Raw genomic sequence first — 18,115 nt, 5'->3', positions numbered from 1 at the left:
AGCAGTGATCGCCCTCTCCCTCGCCGAGATCGCCGAAATCGTCGGCGGGCAGGCGCACGACATACCGGATCCGGGCGCCCGGATCACCGGGCCCGTCGTCATCGACTCCCGCGAGGTGAAGCCCGGCAGCCTCTTCGCCGCCTTCGCCGGCGAGCGCGTCGACGGCCACGACTACGCGGAGCGCGCCGTCGAGGCGGGCGCGGCGGCGGTGCTCGCCACCCGCCCCGTCGGCGTCCCCGCGATCGTCGTGGACGACGTGCAGGGTGCCCTCGGCGCCCTCGCCCGCGCGGTCGTCGAACGGCTCGGCACCGATGTCGTCGCCCTCACCGGCTCGGCCGGCAAGACCTCCACCAAGGACCTGATCGCCCAGGTCCTCGACCGCCACGCGCCCACCGTCTGGACGCCCGGCTCCCTCAACAACGAGATCGGCCTGCCGCTCACCGCGCTCACGGCCACCGAGGAGACCCGGCACCTCGTCCTGGAGATGGGCGCCCGCGGCATCGGCCACATCCGCTACCTGACCGGGCTCACCCCGCCCCGGATCGGGCTCGTCCTCAACGTGGGCACCGCCCACATCGGCGAGTTCGGCGGACGCGAGCAGATCGCCCGGGCCAAGGGCGAGCTGGTCGAGTCGCTGCCGTCCGCCGAGGAGGGCGGAGTGGCGGTCCTCAACGCCGACGACCCCCTCGTCCGCGCGATGGCGAGCCGCACCAAGGCCCGCGTGACCCTCTTCGGCGAAGCGGACGAAGCGGCCGTACGGGCCGAGAACGTCCACCTCACGGAAGCCGGCAGACCCTCTTTCACGCTTCACACACCCACCGGGTGCAGCGACGTGACCTTGCGCCTGTACGGTGAGCACCACGTGTCGAACGCGCTCGCAGCGGCCGCCGTCGCGCACGAGCTGGGCATGCCTGTCCAGGAGATCGCCACCGCGCTCTCCGAGGCCGGCTCCCTGTCGCGCTGGCGCATGGAGGTCACCGAGCGTCCGGACGGCGTGACGATCGTCAACGACGCCTACAACGCGAACCCCGAGTCCATGCGAGCCGCCCTGCGCGCGCTCGCGGCCATGGGCAGGGCCGGACAGGCCCGCGGGGCCCGCACGTGGGCGGTGCTCGGCAAGATGGCCGAGCTCGGTGACGCGTCGCTCGCCGAGCACGACGCGGTCGGACGGCTCGCCGTCCGGCTCAACGTCAGCAAGCTCGTCGCGGTCGGGGACAGGGAAGCGTCCTGGCTGCAACTGGGCGCCTACAACGAGGGTTCGTGGGGTGAGGAGTCGGTGCACGTGTCCGACGCGCAGGCGGCTGTCGACCTGTTGCGCAGGGAGCTGCGCCCGGGGGACGTGGTCCTGGTGAAGGCCTCCCGGTCGGTCGGTCTCGAGCAGGTCGCCCTGGCGCTGCTCGACGCTGAGGGCGAGGTATCCGGCCGATGAGGCAGATCCTCTTCGCGGGGGCCATCGGCCTCTTCCTGACCCTGATCGGCACCCCGCTGCTCATCAAGCTGCTGGCCCGCAAGGGGTACGGGCAGTTCATCCGCGACGACGGCCCGCGCGGCCACGCCGGGAAGAAGGGCACGCCCACCATGGGCGGCATCTCCTTCATCCTGGCCACGCTCATCGCGTACGCCCTGGCCAAGGTCATCACCGGCGAGGACCCGACGTACTCGGGCGTCCTGGTGCTGTTCCTGATGGCCGGCATGGGCCTGGTCGGCTTCCTCGACGACTACATCAAGATCGTCAAGCAGCGTTCGCTGGGCCTGCGGGCCAAGGCGAAGATGGCCGGCCAGCTCATCGTCGGCATCGCCTTCGCGGTGCTCTCGCTCCAGTTCGCGGACGCGCGCGGGCTCACCCCGGCCTCCGAGAAGCTCTCCTTCATCACCGACTTCGGCTGGTCGATCGGCCCGGTCCTCTTCGTGGTCTGGGCGCTCTTCATGATCCTGGCCATGTCCAACGGCGTGAACCTGACGGACGGTCTGGACGGCCTGGCCACCGGCGCCTCCGTGATGGTCTTCGGCGCCTACACCTTCATCGGGCTGTGGCAGTTCCAGGAGTCCTGCGTCAACGCGCTGACCCTCACCAACCCGAACGCCTGTTTCGAGGTCCGCGACCCCCTCGACCTCGCGGTCGTGGCCTCCGCGCTCATGGGCGCCTGCTTCGGCTTCCTGTGGTGGAACACCTCGCCCGCCAAGATCTTCATGGGCGACACCGGCTCCCTCGCGCTCGGCGGCGCGCTCGCCGGTCTCGCCATCTGCTCCCGTACGGAGCTGCTGCTCGCGCTGCTCGGCGGTCTCTTCGTCCTGATCACCCTCTCCGTGATCATCCAGGTCGGATCGTTCCGCATGACCGGCAAGCGGGTCTTCCGGATGGCCCCCCTCCAGCACCACTTCGAACTCAAGGGGTGGTCCGAGGTCCTGGTCGTCGTCCGGTTCTGGATCATCCAGGGCATGTGCGTCATCGTGGGCCTGGGCCTCTTCTACGCGGGATGGGCAGCCGACAAGTGAGCGAAGAGCTGGACTGGCGGGGCAAGCGGGTCACGGTCGCGGGTCTCGGGGTCTCCGGCATCCCGGCCGCCCGGGCCCTGGCCACCCGCGGCGCCGTGGTGACCGTGGTCAACGACGGCGACGACGAGCGCTCCCGGGCGCAGGCCGCCGGTCTCGAGGCCGAGGGGATCGCCGTCCGCCTCGGCGACGGGGCGACCCTGCCGGCCGGCACCGAGCTGGTCGTCACCACCCCCGGCTGGCAGCCGGACAAACCGCTCTTCACGGCCGCCGCCGAGGCGGGCGTGGAGATCTGGGGCGACGTCGAGCTGGCCTGGCGGCTGAGGGGTCCGGAAGCGGCCCCGTGGCTGGCGATCACCGGCACCAACGGCAAGACCACCACGACCCGGATGCTCGCCTCCATCCTGGAGGCGGCCGGGCTGCGGACCGCCGCCGTCGGCAACATCGGCGTCTCGCTCCTCGACGCCGTCCTCGGCGAGGAGACCTACGACGTCCTCGCCGTGGAGCTCTCCAGCTACCAGCTCCACTGGGCGCCCTCGGTACGCGCCCACTCGGCCGCCGTGCTCAACCTGGCGCCCGACCACCTCGACTGGCACGGCTCCATGGAGGCGTACGCCGCCGACAAGGGCCGTGTCTACGAGGGCAACCGGATCGCCTGCGTGTACAACGTCGCCGACAAGGCGACCGAGGACCTGGTCCGCGAGGCCGACGTCGAGGAGGGCTGCCGGGCCATCGGCTTCACCCTCGGCACCCCCGGCCCCTCCCAGCTCGGCGTCGTCGAGGGCATCCTCGTCGACCGGGCCTTCGTCGAGAACCGGCAGAAGAACGCCCAGGAGCTGGCCGAGGTCGCCGACGTGCAGCCGCCGGCCCCGCACAACATCGCCAACGCGCTCGCCGCGGCCGCCCTCGCCCGCGCCTTCGGCGTCGAGCCGAAGGCCGTACGCGACGGCCTGAGGGCCTTCCGCCCCGACCCGCACCGGATCGAACTGGTCGAGGAGGTCGAGGGCGTGACGTACGTCGACGACTCCAAGGCCACCAACACCCACGCCGCCGAGGCCTCGCTGGCCGCCTACGACCCGATCGTCTGGATCGCCGGCGGGCTCGCCAAGGGCGCCACCTTCGACGAGCTGGTGCAGAAGTCCGCGAAGCGGCTGCGCGGGGCCGTCCTGATCGGCGCGGACCGTGCGCTGATCCGCGAAGCCCTGGCGCGACACGCCCCGGAGGTCCCGGTGGTGGACCTCGACCGGACCGACACTGGGGCGATGTCCGAGGCGGTCCGCGAGGCGGCCCGGCTCGCCCGCCCGGGGGACACCGTCCTCCTGGCCCCGGCCTGCGCCTCGATGGACATGTTCACCAACTACACCAAGCGGGGCGAGGCGTTCGCGGACGCGGTCCGCGCCCTCGCCGCCACCGGGGACGCCTGACCCGACCAGAGCGAGGGTCCGGCCCGCCGGGCCCGACCGGAGGGGGCAGCGACCATGCCGAGCAAGATCGCCGGGGCGCGCAGGCCCTCCGCCCGACCGGGCGGAGGGCGGGCGCCGGCGACCCCGCGGGGGGCGCGCGGCGGAGGCGTACGGGGGCTCCACGCGCGCGTGCGGCGGGCCTGGGACCGGCCGCTCACGGCGTACTACGTGATCATCGGTGCGGGGCTGCTCATCACCGCGCTCGGCCTGGTGATGGTCTACTCGGCCTCGATGATCACCGCGCTCCGCTACGAGCTGGTGCCGTCCTACTTCTTCCGCAAGCAGTTCTTCGCCGCCCTGCTGGGCACCGGACTGCTGCTCGTCGCCTCGCGGATGCCGGTGAAGCTGCACCGGGCGCTCGCCTACCCGATCCTGGCGGGTGCGGTCTTCCTCATGGTGCTCGTCCAGATCCCGGGGATAGGGCATGCCGTCGGGGGCAACCAGAACTGGATCTCGCTGGGCGGCCCGTTCATGCTCCAGCCCAGCGAGTTCGGCAAGCTGGGCCTGATCCTGTGGGGCGCCGACCTGCTCGCCCGCAAGCAGGACATGAAGCTCCTCACCCAGTGGAAGCACATGCTCGTGCCGCTGGTGCCGGGGGCCTTCATGCTGCTCGGGCTGATCATGCTCGGCGGCGACATGGGCACCGCCATCATCCTCACCGCGATCCTCTTCGGCCTGCTGTGGACGGCCGGCGCCCCCACCCGCCTCTTCGCCGGGGTCTTCGTGGTGGCCGCCACGATCGGCGTGCTGCTCATCAGGACGAGCCCCAACCGGATGCGCCGCTTCCAGTGCATCGGCGCCTCCGACCCGGGTGGCGAGGGGGCCCCCTGCCTCCAGGCCGCCCACGGTATCTATGCTCTGGCGTCGGGCGGATGGTTCGGTTCCGGACTCGGTGCGAGTGTGGAAAAATGGGGCCAACTACCCGAAGCGCACACCGACTTCATCTTCGCGGTCACCGGTGAGGAGCTGGGCCTCGCGGGGACGCTGTCGGTGCTCGCCCTGTTCGCGGCCCTAGGCTATGCGGGTATCCGCGTGGCCGGACGCACGGAGGACCCCTTCGTGAGATTCGCCGCGGGAGGCGTGACCACCTGGATCACGGCCCAGGCCGTGGTCAACATCGGTGCGGTGCTCGGTCTGCTGCCGATCGCCGGCGTCCCGCTCCCGCTGTTCTCTTACGGGGGGTCGGCCCTGCTGCCGACCATGTTCGCCGTCGGGCTCCTGATCGCCTTCGCGCGACAGGAACCCGCCGCGAAAGCGGCCCTGGCCATGCGCCGCCCCGGCTGGGGCAAGCGGGCCGGGGTGAGATGGAAGTCGATGCGACGGCGCGTCAAGAAGCGCCCGTCCGGAGAGCGGTGAATTTCGGTGCATGTCGTACTCGCCGGCGGGGGGACCGCCGGTCACATCGAGCCGGCGCTCGCCCTCGCGGACGCCCTGCGCAGGCAGGACCCGACCGTGGGCATCACGGCGCTGGGCACGGAGAAGGGCCTGGAGACCCGGCTGGTGCCCGAGCGGGGCTACGAGTTGGCGCTCATCCCCGCCGTACCGCTGCCCCGCAAACCCACCCCCGAGCTGATCACCGTCCCCGGACGCCTGCGCGGCACCATCAAGGCCGCCGAGCAGATCCTGGAGCGCACCAAGGCGGACGTCGTGGTCGGCTTCGGCGGTTATGTGGCGCTCCCCGGCTATCTGGCGGCCAAGCGGCTCGGCGTGCCGATCGTGGTCCACGAGGCCAACGCCCGGCCGGGCCTGGCCAACAAGATCGGCTCCCGGTACGCGGCCGCCGTCGGCGTCGCCACCCCGGACTCCAAGCTGCGCAACGCCCGTTACATCGGCATCCCGCTGCGGCACACCATCGCCACCCTGGACCGGGCCCGGGTCCGGCCCGAGGCGCGCGCCGCCTTCGGCCTCGACCCCAACCTGCCCACGCTCCTCGTCTCCGGCGGCTCCCAGGGCGCCCGCCGGCTCAACGAGGTCATCCAGCAGATCGCCCCGGTGCTCCAGCGCTCCGGCATCCAGATCCTGCACGCGGTCGGCCCGAAGAACGAGGTGCCGCGCGTCGACAACATGCCCGGAATGCCGCCGTACGTACCGGTACCGTACGTGGACCGGATGGATCTGGCGTACGCCGCGGCCGACATGATGCTCTGCCGCGCCGGCGCCATGACCGTCGCCGAGCTCTCCGCCGTCGGACTGCCCGCCGCCTACGTCCCGCTGCCCATCGGCAACGGCGAACAGCGGCTCAACGCGCAGCCGGTGGTCAAGGCCGGCGGCGGACTCCTCGTCGACGACGCGGAGCTGTCGCCGCAGTGGGTGCAGGCCAACGTCCTGCCCGTACTGGCCGATCCGCACCGGCTGTACGAGATGTCCCGCGCCGCCTCCGAGTTCGGCCGCCGGGACGCCGACGAGCTGCTCGTCGGCATGGTGTACGAGGCGATCGCCGCCCGCCGGCAGGCGTAGCGGAGGACCGAGGGAAGAGGCGCGCGTGGCAGCCGGACCGACGACCGCGGAGAAGAGCGGCACCGGGAAACCGAAAGGGCCGTCGGACCGGCGGCCCCGGCCGGAACGTCCGGCCGGGCGCCCCGGCCCCACCGGGCCGCGGCTCGCCCTGATCGCCGTCGGCGTGCTCCTGCTCGTCGGCGGCGTGGCCTGGGCCCTCTACGGCTCCACCTGGTTCCGTGTGGAAGATGTGAAGACTTCGGGCACCGCGGTCCTCACCCCCGCCCAGGTCGAGGCCGTCGCCGCCGTCCCCGTCGGCGCCCCGCTCGTCACCGTCGACACCGACGCGATCGAGGCGCGGCTGCGGGAGGAACTGCCCCGCATCGCCTCGGTCGACGTATTCCGGTCCTGGCCGCATGGAATCGGTCTGAAAGTGACCGAACGGAAACCCGTACTCCTTCTGGAAAAGCGCGGAACATTCACCGAAGTCGACTCCACCGCCGTTCCGTTCGCGACCGTCACCACCCCGCCCCGCGGTGTCCCCCGCCTCGTCCTCGACGTGGCGGCTTCGCCCAGCCTGCGCCGCTTCGACGCGGACCGGCTGCTCGCCGAGGCCGTGCGCGTACGGAGTGAACTCCCCGACGCGATCGCGAAGGACACTCGTGTCGTACGCCTCTCCTCGTACGACTCCGTCACCCTGGAACTCGCCGGCGGCCGCACCGTCCTGTGGGGCAGCGCCGAACACGGGCCCGCCAAGGCCCGGGTGCTCACCGCTCTCATGAAAGCGACCCCCAAAGCGGGGCACTTCGATGTAAGTGCTCCCAGCGCGCCTGCGTCCTCGGGGAGTTGACGCACATCGGCGCCGGTCAGCACCCTGGTTGGCCAGCGCTACGGGTGATCACATAGGGTGAAAAGAAAAACGGGAGGTTCGGCGTGTTCGTTGAACGCGCGCCACTTGTCGACTTAGTGTCCTGTTCGGAAGAGTCCAGAGAGCAGAGACACTGATAACCCTAAACTTCAACGTTAGGGTTGGGGTCGGCGTCCGGACCACCCCATCGGCATCCGTCGTCGCGGCGCGCCAACCACAGCGCAGCGACGACACGTAACTCGAGGCGAGAGGCCTTCGACGTGGCAGCACCGCAGAACTACCTCGCAGTCATCAAGGTCATCGGTGTCGGCGGCGGTGGTGTCAATGCCATCAACCGAATGATCGAGGTCGGTCTCAAGGGCGTCGAGTTCATCGCCATCAACACCGACGCACAGGCACTGTTGATGAGCGACGCCGACGTCAAGCTCGACGTCGGCCGTGAACTGACCCGCGGCCTCGGAGCCGGGGCCAACCCCGCCGTCGGCCGCAAGGCCGCCGAGGACCACCGCGAGGAGATCGAGGAGGTCCTCAAGGGGGCCGACATGGTCTTCGTCACCGCCGGCGAGGGCGGCGGCACCGGCACCGGCGGCGCCCCCGTCGTCGCCAACATCGCCCGCTCGCTCGGCGCCCTGACCATCGGCGTGGTCACCCGCCCCTTCACCTTCGAGGGCCGCCGCCGCGCCAACCAGGCGGAGGACGGCATCGCCGAGCTCCGCGAAGAGGTCGACACCCTCATCGTCATCCCGAACGACCGCCTGCTGTCCATCTCGGACCGTCAGGTCTCGGTCCTCGACGCCTTCAAGTCGGCCGATCAGGTCCTGCTCAGCGGTGTCCAGGGCATCACCGACCTCATCACCACCCCCGGACTGATCAACCTCGACTTCGCCGACGTCAAGTCGGTCATGTCCGAGGCCGGCTCCGCCCTCATGGGCATCGGCTCCGCCCGCGGCGACGACCGCGCGGTGGCCGCCGCCGAGATGGCGATCTCCTCGCCGCTCCTGGAGGCGTCCATCGACGGCGCCCGCGGTGTGCTCCTCTCCATCTCCGGCGGCAGCGACCTCGGCCTCTTCGAGATCAACGAGGCCGCCCAGCTGGTCAGCGAGGCCGCCCACCCGGAGGCCAACATCATCTTCGGCGCCGTCATCGACGACGCCCTCGGCGACGAGGTCCGGGTCACCGTCATCGCGGCCGGTTTCGACGGCGGCCAGCCGCCGGCCCGCCGGGACAACATCATCGGCTCGGTCTCCGCCAAGCGCGAGGAGCCGGCCCCGGCCCCCCGCGTCACCGAGACCCCCCGCCCGCTCGGCGGCCTCGGTACGGTGGCCCCCCGCGAGGAGCCCGTCGCCGCTCCGGCCGAGCCCGCCCCGGCGGCCGTCAACGAGGCCCCGCTGCCGTCCGTCCCGCCGGCGGTCCCGCCGGCCCGCCCGTACACGGAGGGCCCGGCCGAGGAGCTGGACGTCCCGGACTTCCTGAAGTGATAGGGCACCGCTTCACGACGAACGGCGCGCACTTCGCCTTCACCGACCGGTGGGGCGGGGTGAGCGCCGTTCCGTACGAGGAGCTCAACCTCGGCGGCGCCGTCGGCGACGACCCGGAGGCCGTACGGTCCAACCGGGCCCGCGCCGCCGCCGCCCTGGGGCTCGACCCCGCCCTGGTCGTCTGGATGAACCAGGTCCACGGCGCCGACGTCGCCGTGGTCGACGGCCCCTGGGAGAACGGCCCCGCCGTCCCCGCCGTCGACGCGATCGTCACCACCCGCCGCGGACTCGGCCTCGCCGTCCTCACCGCGGACTGCGTCCCCGTCCTCCTCGCCGACCCGGTCGCCGGGGTCGTCGCCGCCGCCCACGCCGGGCGGCCCGGCATGACCGCCGGGGTCGTCCCCGCCGCCGTCGGGGCGATGGTGGAGCTGGGCGCCGAGCCCGCGCGGATCACCGCCCGCACCGGCCCCGCCGTCTGCGGCCGCTGCTACGAGGTCCCCGAGGCGATGCGCGCCGAGGTCGCCGCCGCCGAACCCGACGCGTGGGCGGAGACCTCCTGGGGCACGCCCGCCGTGGACGTCGCCGCCGGGGTCCGCGCCCAGCTGGCCCGGCTCGGGGTCACCGACGTCGAGGACGCCGGGGTCTGCACCCTGGAGTCCGGCGACCACTACTCGTACCGACGCGACCGCACCACGGGGCGACTCGCGGGATATGTCTGGTTGGACAGGGAAGACGCATGACGGACCGTACGGCCGAGCTCGCCGAGAACCTGGCGCGGGTGGAGGAGCGGATCGCGGCCGCCTGCGCCGCCGCGGACCGCCCCCGCGAGGAGGTGACCCTGATCGTGGTCACCAAGACCTACCCCGCGAGCGACGTGCGGATCCTGCACGGACTCGGGGTGCGGCACGTGGCGGAGAACCGCGACCAGGACGCCGCGCCCAAGGCCGCGGCCTGCGCCGACCTCGATCTCACCTGGCACTTCGTCGGTCAGTTGCAGACCAACAAGGTCAGATCCGTGGTGGGTTATGCCGATGTGGTGCAGTCCGTCGACCGGCTGAAGCTCGTTTCCGCCCTCTCCGCCGCCGCCGGGAAGGCGGACCGCGAACTCGGCTGCCTGATCCAGGTCGCCCTCGACGCCGAGGCCGGCGGGCGGGGCGACCGCGGCGGGGTGTCTCCGGAAGGGGTCGAGGAGCTGGCCGCCGCCCTCGACGAGGCGCCGGGGCTGCGGCTCGACGGCCTGATGACCGTCGCCCCGCTGGTCGGCGAGTACGCCGGCCGGCAGCGCGCGGCCTTCGATCGGCTGATGGATTTGTCGACTGCCCTGCGCGCGACCCGTCCGGCTGCAAACATGGTGTCAGCGGGGATGAGTGCGGACCTCGAGGACGCCATCGCTGCCGGGGCGACACACGTACGCGTCGGTACGGCGGTACTCGGCGTCCGCCCGAAGCTCGGGTAACGTCGCGAAGCAGGTCGGACCACAGCAGAAAATATGGTCATTCCGCGAACGGCGGAGTGACCCCGTGGATCGCGGGCACTTGGTGACGAGGCCGATCCACCACAGAGCGGAGGAATCGGAGAATGGCCGGCGCGATGCGCAAGATGGCGGTCTACCTCGGCCTCGTGGAGGACGATGGGTACGACGGCCGGGGCTTCGACCCCGATGACGACTTCGAGCCCGAGCTGGAGCCGGAGCCCGAGAGGGAACGGCGCCACACCCCTCCGCGCCAGGTGGAGCGCGAGGAACCCGTGCGCGTGGTGGCACCCCCGGCCCCCCGGGAACCGGTCGCCCACTCTGCCCCGGTACTCGCCGAAAGCGGTCGTCCGGCCCGAATTGCCCCCGTGGCATCCATCACACCCGAACGCCCGAGCCTGGAGAAGAACGCACCGGTGATCATGCCCAAGGTCGTGTCCGAGCGGGAGCCGTACCGCATCACCACACTGCACCCCCGGACCTACAACGAGGCCCGTACCATCGGGGAACACTTCCGCGAGGGCACCCCGGTGATCATGAACCTCACGGAGATGGACGACACGGACGCGAAGCGACTTGTCGACTTTGCCGCCGGACTGGTCTTCGGGCTCCATGGCAGCATTGAGCGCGTGACGCAGAAGGTGTTCCTGTTGTCGCCTGCTAACGTCGATGTCACGGCGGAGGACAAGGCCCGTATCGCAGAGGGCGGATTCTTCAACCAGAGCTGAGAAACACGAGACCGGACGGACCGGCCGCGAGGGCGGCCGGATCAAGTGAGAGCACGAGAGTCAGGGGAGAGGGAACCGCGGGATGGGCGTCGCACTACAGGTGATCTACATCGTGCTGATGTGCTTCCTGGTCTTCCTGATCTTCCGGCTGGTCATGGACTACGTCTTCCAGTTCGCCCGTTCATGGCAACCCGGGAAGGCGATGGTGGTCGTTCTGGAGGCCACCTACACTGTCACCGATCCACCGCTCAAGCTCCTGCGGCGGCTCATCCCGCCGCTGCGTCTCGGAGGCGTGGCACTCGACCTGTCCTTCTTCGTTCTGATGATCATCGTCTGGATCCTCATCTCCGTCGTGAACTCCATCGCGAGGTGAGGGTGGACGATACGGTCCTGCCGACTGCCGACGACTACGTAGAGGTGAAGAAGAGATGCCGCTGACCCCTGAGGACGTGCGGAACAAGCAGTTCACGACCGTCCGCCTGCGAGAAGGCTATGACGAGGACGAGGTCGATGCCTTTCTCGACGAGGTCGAGGCCGAGCTGACCCGCCTGCTCCGCGAGAACGAGGACCTGCGCGCCAAGCTGGCCGCCGCGACGCGCGCGGCCGCGCAGAACCAGCAGCAGGCCATGCGCAAGCCCCCGGAGCCGCAGGACCGTCCCGTCGGTCCCGGCGCACCCGTGCCCGCGGCCATATCCGGACCGCCGGTCCAGCAGCAGCCGCCGCAGATGGGCCCGCCGCAGCTGCCTTCCGGCGCTCCTCAGCTTCCCGCCGGCCCCATGCAGGGCGGACCCATGGGGCCCGGCCCGATGCAGGGTGGTCCGATGGGCCCCGGCCCGATGCAGGGCGGCCCCATGGGTCACCCGCAGCAGCAGCAGATGCCGCAGCCGCAGCAGGGCCCCGGTGGCGACAGCGCCGCCCGTGTCCTCTCGCTCGCCCAGCAGACCGCCGACCAGGCGATCGCCGAGGCGCGCTCCGAGGCCAACAAGATCGTCGGCGAGGCGCGCTCCCGCGCCGAGGGCCTGGAGCGGGACGCCCGCGCCAAGGCGGACGCTCTTGAGCGGGACGCGCAGGAGAAGCACCGCGTCGCGATGGGCTCCCTGGAGTCCGCCCGCGCCACGCTGGAGCGCAAGGTCGAGGACCTGCGCGGCTTCGAGCGCGAGTACCGGACCCGTCTGAAGTCCTACCTGGAGTCGCAGCTGCGTCAGCTGGAGACCCAGGCGGACGACTCGCTGGCCCCGCCGCGGACCCCGGCGACGGCCTCGCTGCCGCCGGCCCCGTCCATGGCGTCCGCCGGTGCGAGCGCCCCGTCGTACGGTGGCAACGGCCCGATGGGCGGCGGTCCGTCCATGGGCGGCGCCCCGTCCTACGGCGGCCAGCAGCAGATGTCCCCGGCGATGACGCAGCCGATGGCGCCGGTGAGGCCGCAGGCGCCGCAGCCGATGCAGCAGGCGCCCGCGCCGATGCGGGGCTTCCTGATCGACGAGGACGACAACTGAGGCGGCGGGTGAACGTGCCCTGAGCACGTAGCCGTCGGCAGCCGAAGGGCCGGGCCCCTGGTATCCCCAGGGACCCGGCCCTTTGCCGTACCCGCGCCCGGCCCGTCCATGCGCCCGGCCCGTGACCGCGCTCGATCCGTGACTTCGTTCGGCCCGTCTGCGCGGAGACAGAAGGGCGCCGCCGCCCTGGAGAGGGGCGGCGGTGCCGGGGAGGTGGGGGTCAGGCCTTGCGGAGGTGGAAGGTGAGGGCGAGGCCCTCGTCTTCGAAGGCGGGGCCGTACGCCTCCGTCGGCTCGCCTTCCGCGTAGTCCGTCGCGAGGACCTCGTCCGCGATGAGGCCGGCGTGGGCCGTCAGGGCCTCGGCCGTCTCCGGGGACGTGGAGGTCCAGCGCAGCGCGATGCGGTCGGCGACGTCGAGGCCGCTGTTCTTGCGGGCCTCCTGGATCAGGCGGATCGCGTCACGGGCCAGGCCCGCGCGGCGCAGCTCGGGGGTGATCTCCAGGTCCAGGGCGACCGTCGCACCGGCGTCGGAGGCGACCGACCAGCCCTCGCGCGGGGTCTCCGTGATGATGATCTCCTCGGGGGTGACGGTGATCGTCTCGCCGTTCACCTCCAGGGTCGCCGCGCCGTCCCGCAGGGCCAGCGCGAGCGCCGCCGCGTCGGCGGCCGCGACGGCCTTCGCGACGTCCTGGACGCCCTTGCCGAAGCGCTTGCCGAGCGCGCGGAAGTTCGCCTTGGCGCTGGTGTCGACCAGGCTGCCGCCGACCTCGGAGAGGGAGGCCAGGGAGGAGACGTTGAGCTCCTCCGTGATCTGGGCCTGGAGCTCCGGGGAGAGCGCCGCGAAGCCGGTCGCCGCGACCAGCGCGCGGGAGAGCGGCTGACGGGTCTTGACGCCGGACTCGGCGCGGGTCGCGCGGCCCAGCTCGACCAGACGGCGGACCAGCGCCATCTGCTCGGAGAGCGTGCCGTCGATCAGCGCCGCGTCCGCCTCCGGCCAGGTGGCCAGGTGGACCGACTCGGGGGCGTCCGGGGTGACCGGCACCACGAGGTCCTGCCAGACCCGCTCGGTGATGAAGGGGGTCAGCGGGGCCATCAGGCGGGTGACCGTCTCGACGACCTCGTGCAGGGTCCGCAGGGCCGCCTTGTCGCCCTGCCAGAAGCGGCGGCGGGAGCGGCGCACGTACCAGTTGGAGAGGTCGTCGACGAAGGCCGACAGGAGCTTGCCGGTGCGCTGGGTGTCGTACGCCTCCATCGCCTCGGTGGCCTCGGCGACGAGCGTGTTCAGCTCGGACAGCAGCCACTGGTCGAGGACGGAGCGCTCGGCCGGGGCCGGGTCGGCGGCGGACGGCGCCCAGCCGGACGTACGGGCGTACAGGGCCTGGAAGGCGACCGTGTTCCAGTACGTGAGGAGGGTCTTGCGGACGACCTCCTGGATGGTGCCGTGGCCGACGCGGCGGGCCGCCCACGGGGAGCCGCCGGCCGCCATGAACCAGCGGACGGCGTCGGCGCCGTGCTGGTCCATCAGCGGGATGGGCTGGAGGATGTTGCCGAGGTGCTTGGACATCTTCCGGCCGTCCTCGGCGAGGATGTGGCCGAGGCAGACCACGTTCTCGTACGAGGACTTGTCGAAGACCAGCGTGCCGACGGCCATCAGGGTGTAGAACCAGCCACGGGTCTGGTCGATGGCCTCGGAGATGAACTGGGCCGGGTAGCGGGACTCGAAGAGTTCCTTGTTCTTGTACGGGTAGCCGTACTGCGCGAACGGCATGGAGCCGGAGTCGTACCAGGCGTCGATGACCTCGGGGACGCGCGTCGCCGTCTTCGAGCAGCTCGGGCACGCGAAGGTGACGTCGTCGATGTACGGGCGGTGCGGGTCCAGCTCCGACTGGTCGGTGCCGGTCAGCCCGGTCAGCTCGGCGCGGGAGCCGACGCAGGTGAGGTGGCCCTCCTCGCAGCGCCAGATCGGGAGCGGGGTGCCCCAGTAGCGGTTGCGGGAGAGCGCCCAGTCGATGTTGTTGTTCAGCCAGTCGCCGAAGCGGCCGTGCTTGACCGAGTCCGGGAACCAGTTGGTCTTCTCGTTCTCCTCGAGGAGACGGTCCTTGACGGCGGTCGTGCGGATGTACCAGGACGGCTGCGCGTAGTAGAGCAGGGCCGTGTGGCAGCGCCAGCAGTGCGGGTAGCTGTGCTCGTACGGGATGTGCCTGTAGAGCAGGCCGCGGGCGTCGAGGTCGGCGGTGAGCGCCTCGTCGGCCTTCTTGAAGAAGACGCCGCCGACCAGCGGCACGTCCTCCTCGAAGGTGCCGTCGGGGCGGACCGGGTTCACGACCGGCAGGCCGTAGGCGCGGCAGACCTTGAGGTCGTCCTCACCGAAGGCGGGGGACTGGTGGACCAGACCCGTGCCGTCCTCGGTGGTCACGTACTCGGCGTTGACGACGTAGTGGGCGGGGGCGTCGAAGGGGATCAGCTCGAAGGGGCGCTGGTAGGTCCAGCGCTCCATCTCGGCGCCGGTGAAGGACTCGCCGGTGGTGACCCAGCCCTCGCCGAGGGCCTTGTCGACGAGCGGCTCGGCGACGACGATCCGCTCGTCGCCGTCGGTGGCGACGACGTAGGTGACCTCGGGGTGGGCGGCGACGGCCGTGTTGGACACCAGGGTCCACGGGGTGGTCGTCCAGACGAGGAGCGCGGCCTTGCCGGCGAGCGGGCCGGAGGTCAGCGGGAAGCGGACGAAGACCGAGGGGTCGACGACCGTCTCGTAGCCCTGGGCGAGCTCGTGGTCGGAGAGGCCGGTGCCGCAGCGGGGGCACCAGGGGGCGACGCGGTGGTCCTGGACGAGCAGGCCCTTGTCGAAGATCTGCTTGAGCGACCACCAGACCGACTCGATGTACGAGGGGTCCATGGTCCGGTAGGCGTCGTCGAGGTCGACCCAGTAGCCCATCCGGGTGGTGAGCTCGGCGAAGGCGTCGGTGTGGCGGGTCACCGACTCGCGGCACTTCGCGTTGAACTCCGCGATGCCGTACTCCTCGATGTCCTTCTTGCCGGAGAAACCGAGCTCCTTCTCGACGGCGAGCTCCACCGGGAGGCCGTGGCAGTCCCAACCGGCCTTGCGGGCCACGTGGTAGCCGCGCATGGTGCGGAAGCGGGGGAAGACGTCCTTGAAGACGCGGGCCTCGATGTGGTGGGCGCCGGGCATGCCGTTGGCGGTCGGCGGGCCCTCGTAGAAGACCCATTCGGGGCGGCCCTCGGACTGCTCCAGGGTCTTGGCGAAGACCTTGTTCTCCTGCCAGAAGTCGAGCACGGAGCGCTCGAGGGCGGGCAGGTCGACCTGGGCGGGCACCTGGCGGTACTGGGGCGGTGTCATACGGCGGACTCTCCTCCGGACGGACAATTCCTGCTTCCGTCGGAGGGACGAGAGCAGCGCTCCCGCGGTACCACCCTCCTTGGCCCCGGGCGTGACCGTCCGAAGCCCCCTCATTGGGGTCGCGACACCGGTTCTAGTCACCGCGCTTCTGGTGCGTGTTCCGCGCGGCTTTCTTCCGGCAGCTCCGGGGTGATGCTTCGCATCGGGCTCGCCCCCGGGCTCTCACCGTCCCCGGGTCGCTCATGGCTGCGTACGACGCTACTGGTCCCCATCGACGCCTCTCGCTGAGGCCAGTGTACGGGGCGCGGGGGCGCCGGGCCGACCGGTTTTCGGGTGACCCGAAGGGTGACCCGAATGGGCACACGGGGTGGGCCGGAGTTCCGGGGGGCCTGCGGGGGCGGGGGCGGACGGATAACCCGGCGGGGAGTTGGGCACCTCTTCCCACGGGTCCGTCCCGGGGCGGCGGGACGGGCGGAACGGGGCGGCGTGCCCCGTTGCCGAGTGCCTTGGGCCGATTTATCGTCCCAGCACGATGCGCGAGCAAGATCACAAAATGTGAAGGGGCCGCGACATGGTGGCGAAGAAGACCGCCGCGAAGCCGTCCCCGGCCGCCGCCGGGGACCCCGGGTCCGCCGGTTCCCCGGGCGACCCCGGGGCCCTGAAGGGCGCGGAGGGGAAGAAGGCGGTGGTCGCGGAGAAGCCCGCGAAGGCCCCGGTGCGGAAGACGGCGAAGAAGGCGGTGGCGAAGACGGCGGCGAAGACCCCTGCCGGTCCCGTCGCCGGGACGGCGGAGAAGGCCGCCGAGGACGCGGGCGCGGCCGGGAAGGCATCCGCGAAGAAGGCATCCGCGAAGAAGGCGCCCGCGAAGAAGGCGCCCGCGAAGAAGGCGCCCGCGAAGAAGGCGCCCGCGAAGAAGGCGCCCGCCAAGAAGGCGCCCGCCAAGAAGGCCGCCCCGAAGAAGGCCGCCACGAAGAAAGCACCTGCCGAGAAGGCGCCTGCCGAGAGTCCTTCCGGGCCCGAGGCGACTCCGGGGTCTTCGGGGTCCTCGGGGTCTTCGGGGCCCTCGGGCGGGAAGAAGTCCGTGAAGAAGGCCGTCGGCCGCAAGGCCGCCGCGAAGAAGCAGACAGGAGCCAGGACGGTGGCAGCGAAGAAGACCGCGGGTGGCGTCACGACCGCCGAGGACGAGGCGGCCGTGCCCCCGGCGCGCGCCGGGGAGCTCGCGGTACGGCCCGGGGAGGACCCCTGGACGCCCGACGAGGTCGCCGAGGCCCGCAGCGTGCTCCAGGCCGAGGTGCTGCGGCTGCGCAGCGAGCTGGTCCACTCCCAGGAGGAGCTCACCGGTCTGATGCGGGACTCCGGCGACGGCGCGGGCGACGACCAGGCCGACACCGGCACCAAGAACATCACCCGTGAGCACGAGCTGGCCCTGGCCGCCAACGCGCGCGAGATGCTGGAGCAGACCGAACACGCCCTGGAACGGCTTGACGCGGGCACGTACGGCCTCTGCGAGGTCTGCGGCAAGCCCATCGGCAAGGCCCGCATGCAGGCCTTCCCCCGCGCCACCCTCTGCGTGGAGGACAAGCAGAAGCAGGAGCGGCGCGGCTAGCAGCCACCGTCCGCGACGTGCGAGCACCGGCGGCACGGGCTGCCGGTCTCGTACGTCTGTGCCGTACCCTCGGTGCACGGTCAGGCAACGAGGTACGAGGGACTCACTCACGTGGCAGAGGCGGAGAGCGTCATCGGTACGCCGGATTCAGCAGGGGCCGACGACTCGGCGGTCCCCGAGGGGCACACGGAGGAGCGCCCGAAGGGGAAGCGGCGGATCGTCGCGCTCTTCGTGGTGGCCGTCCTGGCCTATCTGATGGACCTCGGCAGCAAGATCGTCGTGGTGGAGAAGCTGGAGGGCCGCGAGCCGATCAAGGTCGTCGGCGACCTGCTCCGCTTCGAGGCGATCCGCAACCCGGGCGCGGCCTTCGGCATGGGCGAGGCGTTCACGATCGTCTTCACCGTGATCGCGGCGGCCGTCATCGTCGTGATCATCCGGCTGGCCCGCAAGCTCTACAGCCTGCCCTGGGCGATCGCCCTCGGCCTGCTGCTCGGCGGCGCGCTCGGCAACCTCACGGACCGGCTGTTCCGCTCGCCGGGCGTCTTCGAGGGCGCGGTCGTGGACTTCATCGCCCCGGCCCACTTCGCCGTCTTCAACCTCGCCGACTCGGCGATCGTCTGCGGCGGCATCCTGATCGTCATCCTGTCCTTCCGGGGCCTGGACCCGGACGGCACCGTCCACAAGGACTGAGCGCGCAGGACGGACCGCTCCCGGCACA

15 protein-coding genes are annotated in these 18,115 nt (G+C 71.5%); 14 read left to right on the top strand and 1 reads right to left on the bottom strand.

Going from position 1 to position 18,115, the window contains the following annotated elements:
- Positions 1–4: 4 nt before the first annotated feature.
- The 12 genes from murF (at position 5) to QK442_RS00860 (ending at position 12,433) form a co-directional block, all read left to right on the top strand.
- Positions 5–1,429, top strand: coding sequence for a UDP-N-acetylmuramoyl-tripeptide--D-alanyl-D-alanine ligase (murF, locus tag QK442_RS00915; RefSeq protein ID WP_282691794.1), 1,425 nt, complete (start codon positions 5–7; stop codon positions 1,427–1,429).
- Positions 1,426–2,496, top strand: a complete 1,071-nt coding sequence (mraY, locus tag QK442_RS00910; RefSeq protein WP_282691793.1) for a phospho-N-acetylmuramoyl-pentapeptide-transferase — start codon at positions 1,426–1,428, stop codon at positions 2,494–2,496. Before murF ends, mraY begins: the two co-directional genes overlap by 4 nt.
- The gene (gene murD / locus QK442_RS00905; protein WP_282691792.1) at positions 2,478–3,917 is read left to right on the top strand and encodes a UDP-N-acetylmuramoyl-L-alanine--D-glutamate ligase; all 1,440 of its coding nucleotides are present in this window, start codon (positions 2,478–2,480) and stop codon (positions 3,915–3,917) included. Before mraY ends, murD begins: the two co-directional genes overlap by 19 nt.
- A gap of 54 nt (positions 3,918–3,971) precedes the next feature.
- On the top strand, positions 3,972–5,312 hold the full coding sequence (gene ftsW / locus QK442_RS00900; RefSeq protein WP_282691791.1) for a putative lipid II flippase FtsW: 1,341 nt from the start codon (positions 3,972–3,974) through the stop codon (positions 5,310–5,312).
- 6 nt (positions 5,313–5,318) lie between these two features.
- Complete coding sequence (gene murG, locus QK442_RS00895; RefSeq protein WP_282691790.1) at positions 5,319–6,413, top strand: undecaprenyldiphospho-muramoylpentapeptide beta-N-acetylglucosaminyltransferase; 1,095 nt, start codon at positions 5,319–5,321, stop codon at positions 6,411–6,413.
- 25 nt (positions 6,414–6,438) lie between these two features.
- Positions 6,439–7,242, top strand: a complete 804-nt coding sequence (locus QK442_RS00890; RefSeq protein ID WP_282691789.1) for an FtsQ-type POTRA domain-containing protein — start codon at positions 6,439–6,441, stop codon at positions 7,240–7,242.
- 278 nt (positions 7,243–7,520) lie between these two features.
- Positions 7,521–8,738, top strand: a complete 1,218-nt coding sequence (ftsZ, locus tag QK442_RS00885) for a cell division protein FtsZ (RefSeq protein WP_282691788.1) — start codon at positions 7,521–7,523, stop codon at positions 8,736–8,738.
- Entirely contained in the window at positions 8,735–9,478 is a 744-nt protein-coding gene (gene pgeF / locus QK442_RS00880; protein WP_282691787.1) for a peptidoglycan editing factor PgeF, read from the top strand. The genes ftsZ and pgeF overlap by 4 nt, the downstream gene beginning before the upstream one ends.
- A complete protein-coding gene (locus tag QK442_RS00875) occupies positions 9,475–10,194 on the top strand; it encodes a YggS family pyridoxal phosphate-dependent enzyme (RefSeq protein WP_282691786.1) in 720 nt (239 codons plus the stop codon). The genes pgeF and QK442_RS00875 overlap by 4 nt, the downstream gene beginning before the upstream one ends.
- A gap of 122 nt (positions 10,195–10,316) precedes the next feature.
- Positions 10,317–10,937 (top strand): cell division protein SepF, encoded by a 621-nt coding sequence (gene sepF, locus QK442_RS00870; RefSeq protein WP_282691785.1) that lies wholly within the window; start codon positions 10,317–10,319, stop codon positions 10,935–10,937.
- Positions 10,938–11,019: 82 nt separating this feature from the next.
- Positions 11,020–11,310 (top strand): YggT family protein, encoded by a 291-nt coding sequence (locus QK442_RS00865; protein ID WP_282691784.1) that lies wholly within the window; start codon positions 11,020–11,022, stop codon positions 11,308–11,310.
- A 55-nt stretch (positions 11,311–11,365) separates the two neighbouring features.
- Positions 11,366–12,433, top strand: a complete 1,068-nt coding sequence (locus tag QK442_RS00860; RefSeq protein WP_282691783.1) for a DivIVA domain-containing protein — start codon at positions 11,366–11,368, stop codon at positions 12,431–12,433.
- A gap of 220 nt (positions 12,434–12,653) precedes the next feature.
- Here QK442_RS00860 and ileS read toward each other — a convergent pair whose 3' ends face one another.
- Positions 12,654–15,791, bottom strand: a complete 3,138-nt coding sequence (ileS, locus tag QK442_RS00855; protein ID WP_282691782.1) for an isoleucine--tRNA ligase — start codon at positions 15,789–15,791, stop codon at positions 12,654–12,656.
- Between the two features lie 571 nt (positions 15,792–16,362).
- On the opposite strand from ileS, the gene QK442_RS00850 reads away from it, so the two are divergent.
- Positions 16,363–17,397 carry a TraR/DksA C4-type zinc finger protein gene (locus tag QK442_RS00850; RefSeq protein ID WP_282691781.1) on the top strand — a complete coding sequence of 345 codons (1,035 nt, stop codon included), beginning with the start codon at positions 16,363–16,365 and terminating at the stop codon, positions 17,395–17,397.
- 111 nt (positions 17,398–17,508) lie between these two features.
- Positions 17,509–18,087 carry a signal peptidase II gene (gene lspA, locus QK442_RS00845; RefSeq protein ID WP_282691780.1) on the top strand — a complete coding sequence of 193 codons (579 nt, stop codon included), beginning with the start codon at positions 17,509–17,511 and terminating at the stop codon, positions 18,085–18,087.
- Positions 18,088–18,115 lie beyond the last annotated feature (28 nt).

It is taken from the genome of Streptomyces sp. CC208A, from assembly GCF_030010625.1.
Taxonomy (GTDB): domain Bacteria; phylum Actinomycetota; class Actinomycetes; order Streptomycetales; family Streptomycetaceae; genus Streptomyces.
This window is presented reverse-complemented; position numbering and strand designations above follow the sequence as displayed.

Bases quoted from the DNA above. Each gene is read 5' to 3' on its own strand.
- mraY (WP_282691793.1), top strand. From the start codon at position 1,426: ATGAGGCAGATCCTCTTCGCGGGGGCCATCGGCCTCTTCCTGACCCTG.
- murD (WP_282691792.1), top strand. From the start codon at position 2,478: ATGGGCAGCCGACAAGTGAGCGAAGAGCTGGACTGGCGGGGCAAGCGG.
- ftsW (WP_282691791.1), top strand. From the start codon at position 3,972: ATGCCGAGCAAGATCGCCGGGGCGCGCAGGCCCTCCGCCCGACCGGGC.
- QK442_RS00875 (WP_282691786.1), top strand. From the start codon at position 9,475: ATGACGGACCGTACGGCCGAGCTCGCCGAGAACCTGGCGCGGGTGGAG.
- sepF (WP_282691785.1), top strand. From the start codon at position 10,317: ATGGCCGGCGCGATGCGCAAGATGGCGGTCTACCTCGGCCTCGTGGAG.
- QK442_RS00865 (WP_282691784.1), top strand. From the start codon at position 11,020: ATGGGCGTCGCACTACAGGTGATCTACATCGTGCTGATGTGCTTCCTG.
- QK442_RS00860 (WP_282691783.1), top strand. From the start codon at position 11,366: ATGCCGCTGACCCCTGAGGACGTGCGGAACAAGCAGTTCACGACCGTC.
- ileS (WP_282691782.1), bottom strand. From the start codon at position 15,791: ATGACACCGCCCCAGTACCGCCAGGTGCCCGCCCAGGTCGACCTGCCC.
- QK442_RS00850 (WP_282691781.1), top strand. From the start codon at position 16,363: ATGGTGGCGAAGAAGACCGCCGCGAAGCCGTCCCCGGCCGCCGCCGGG.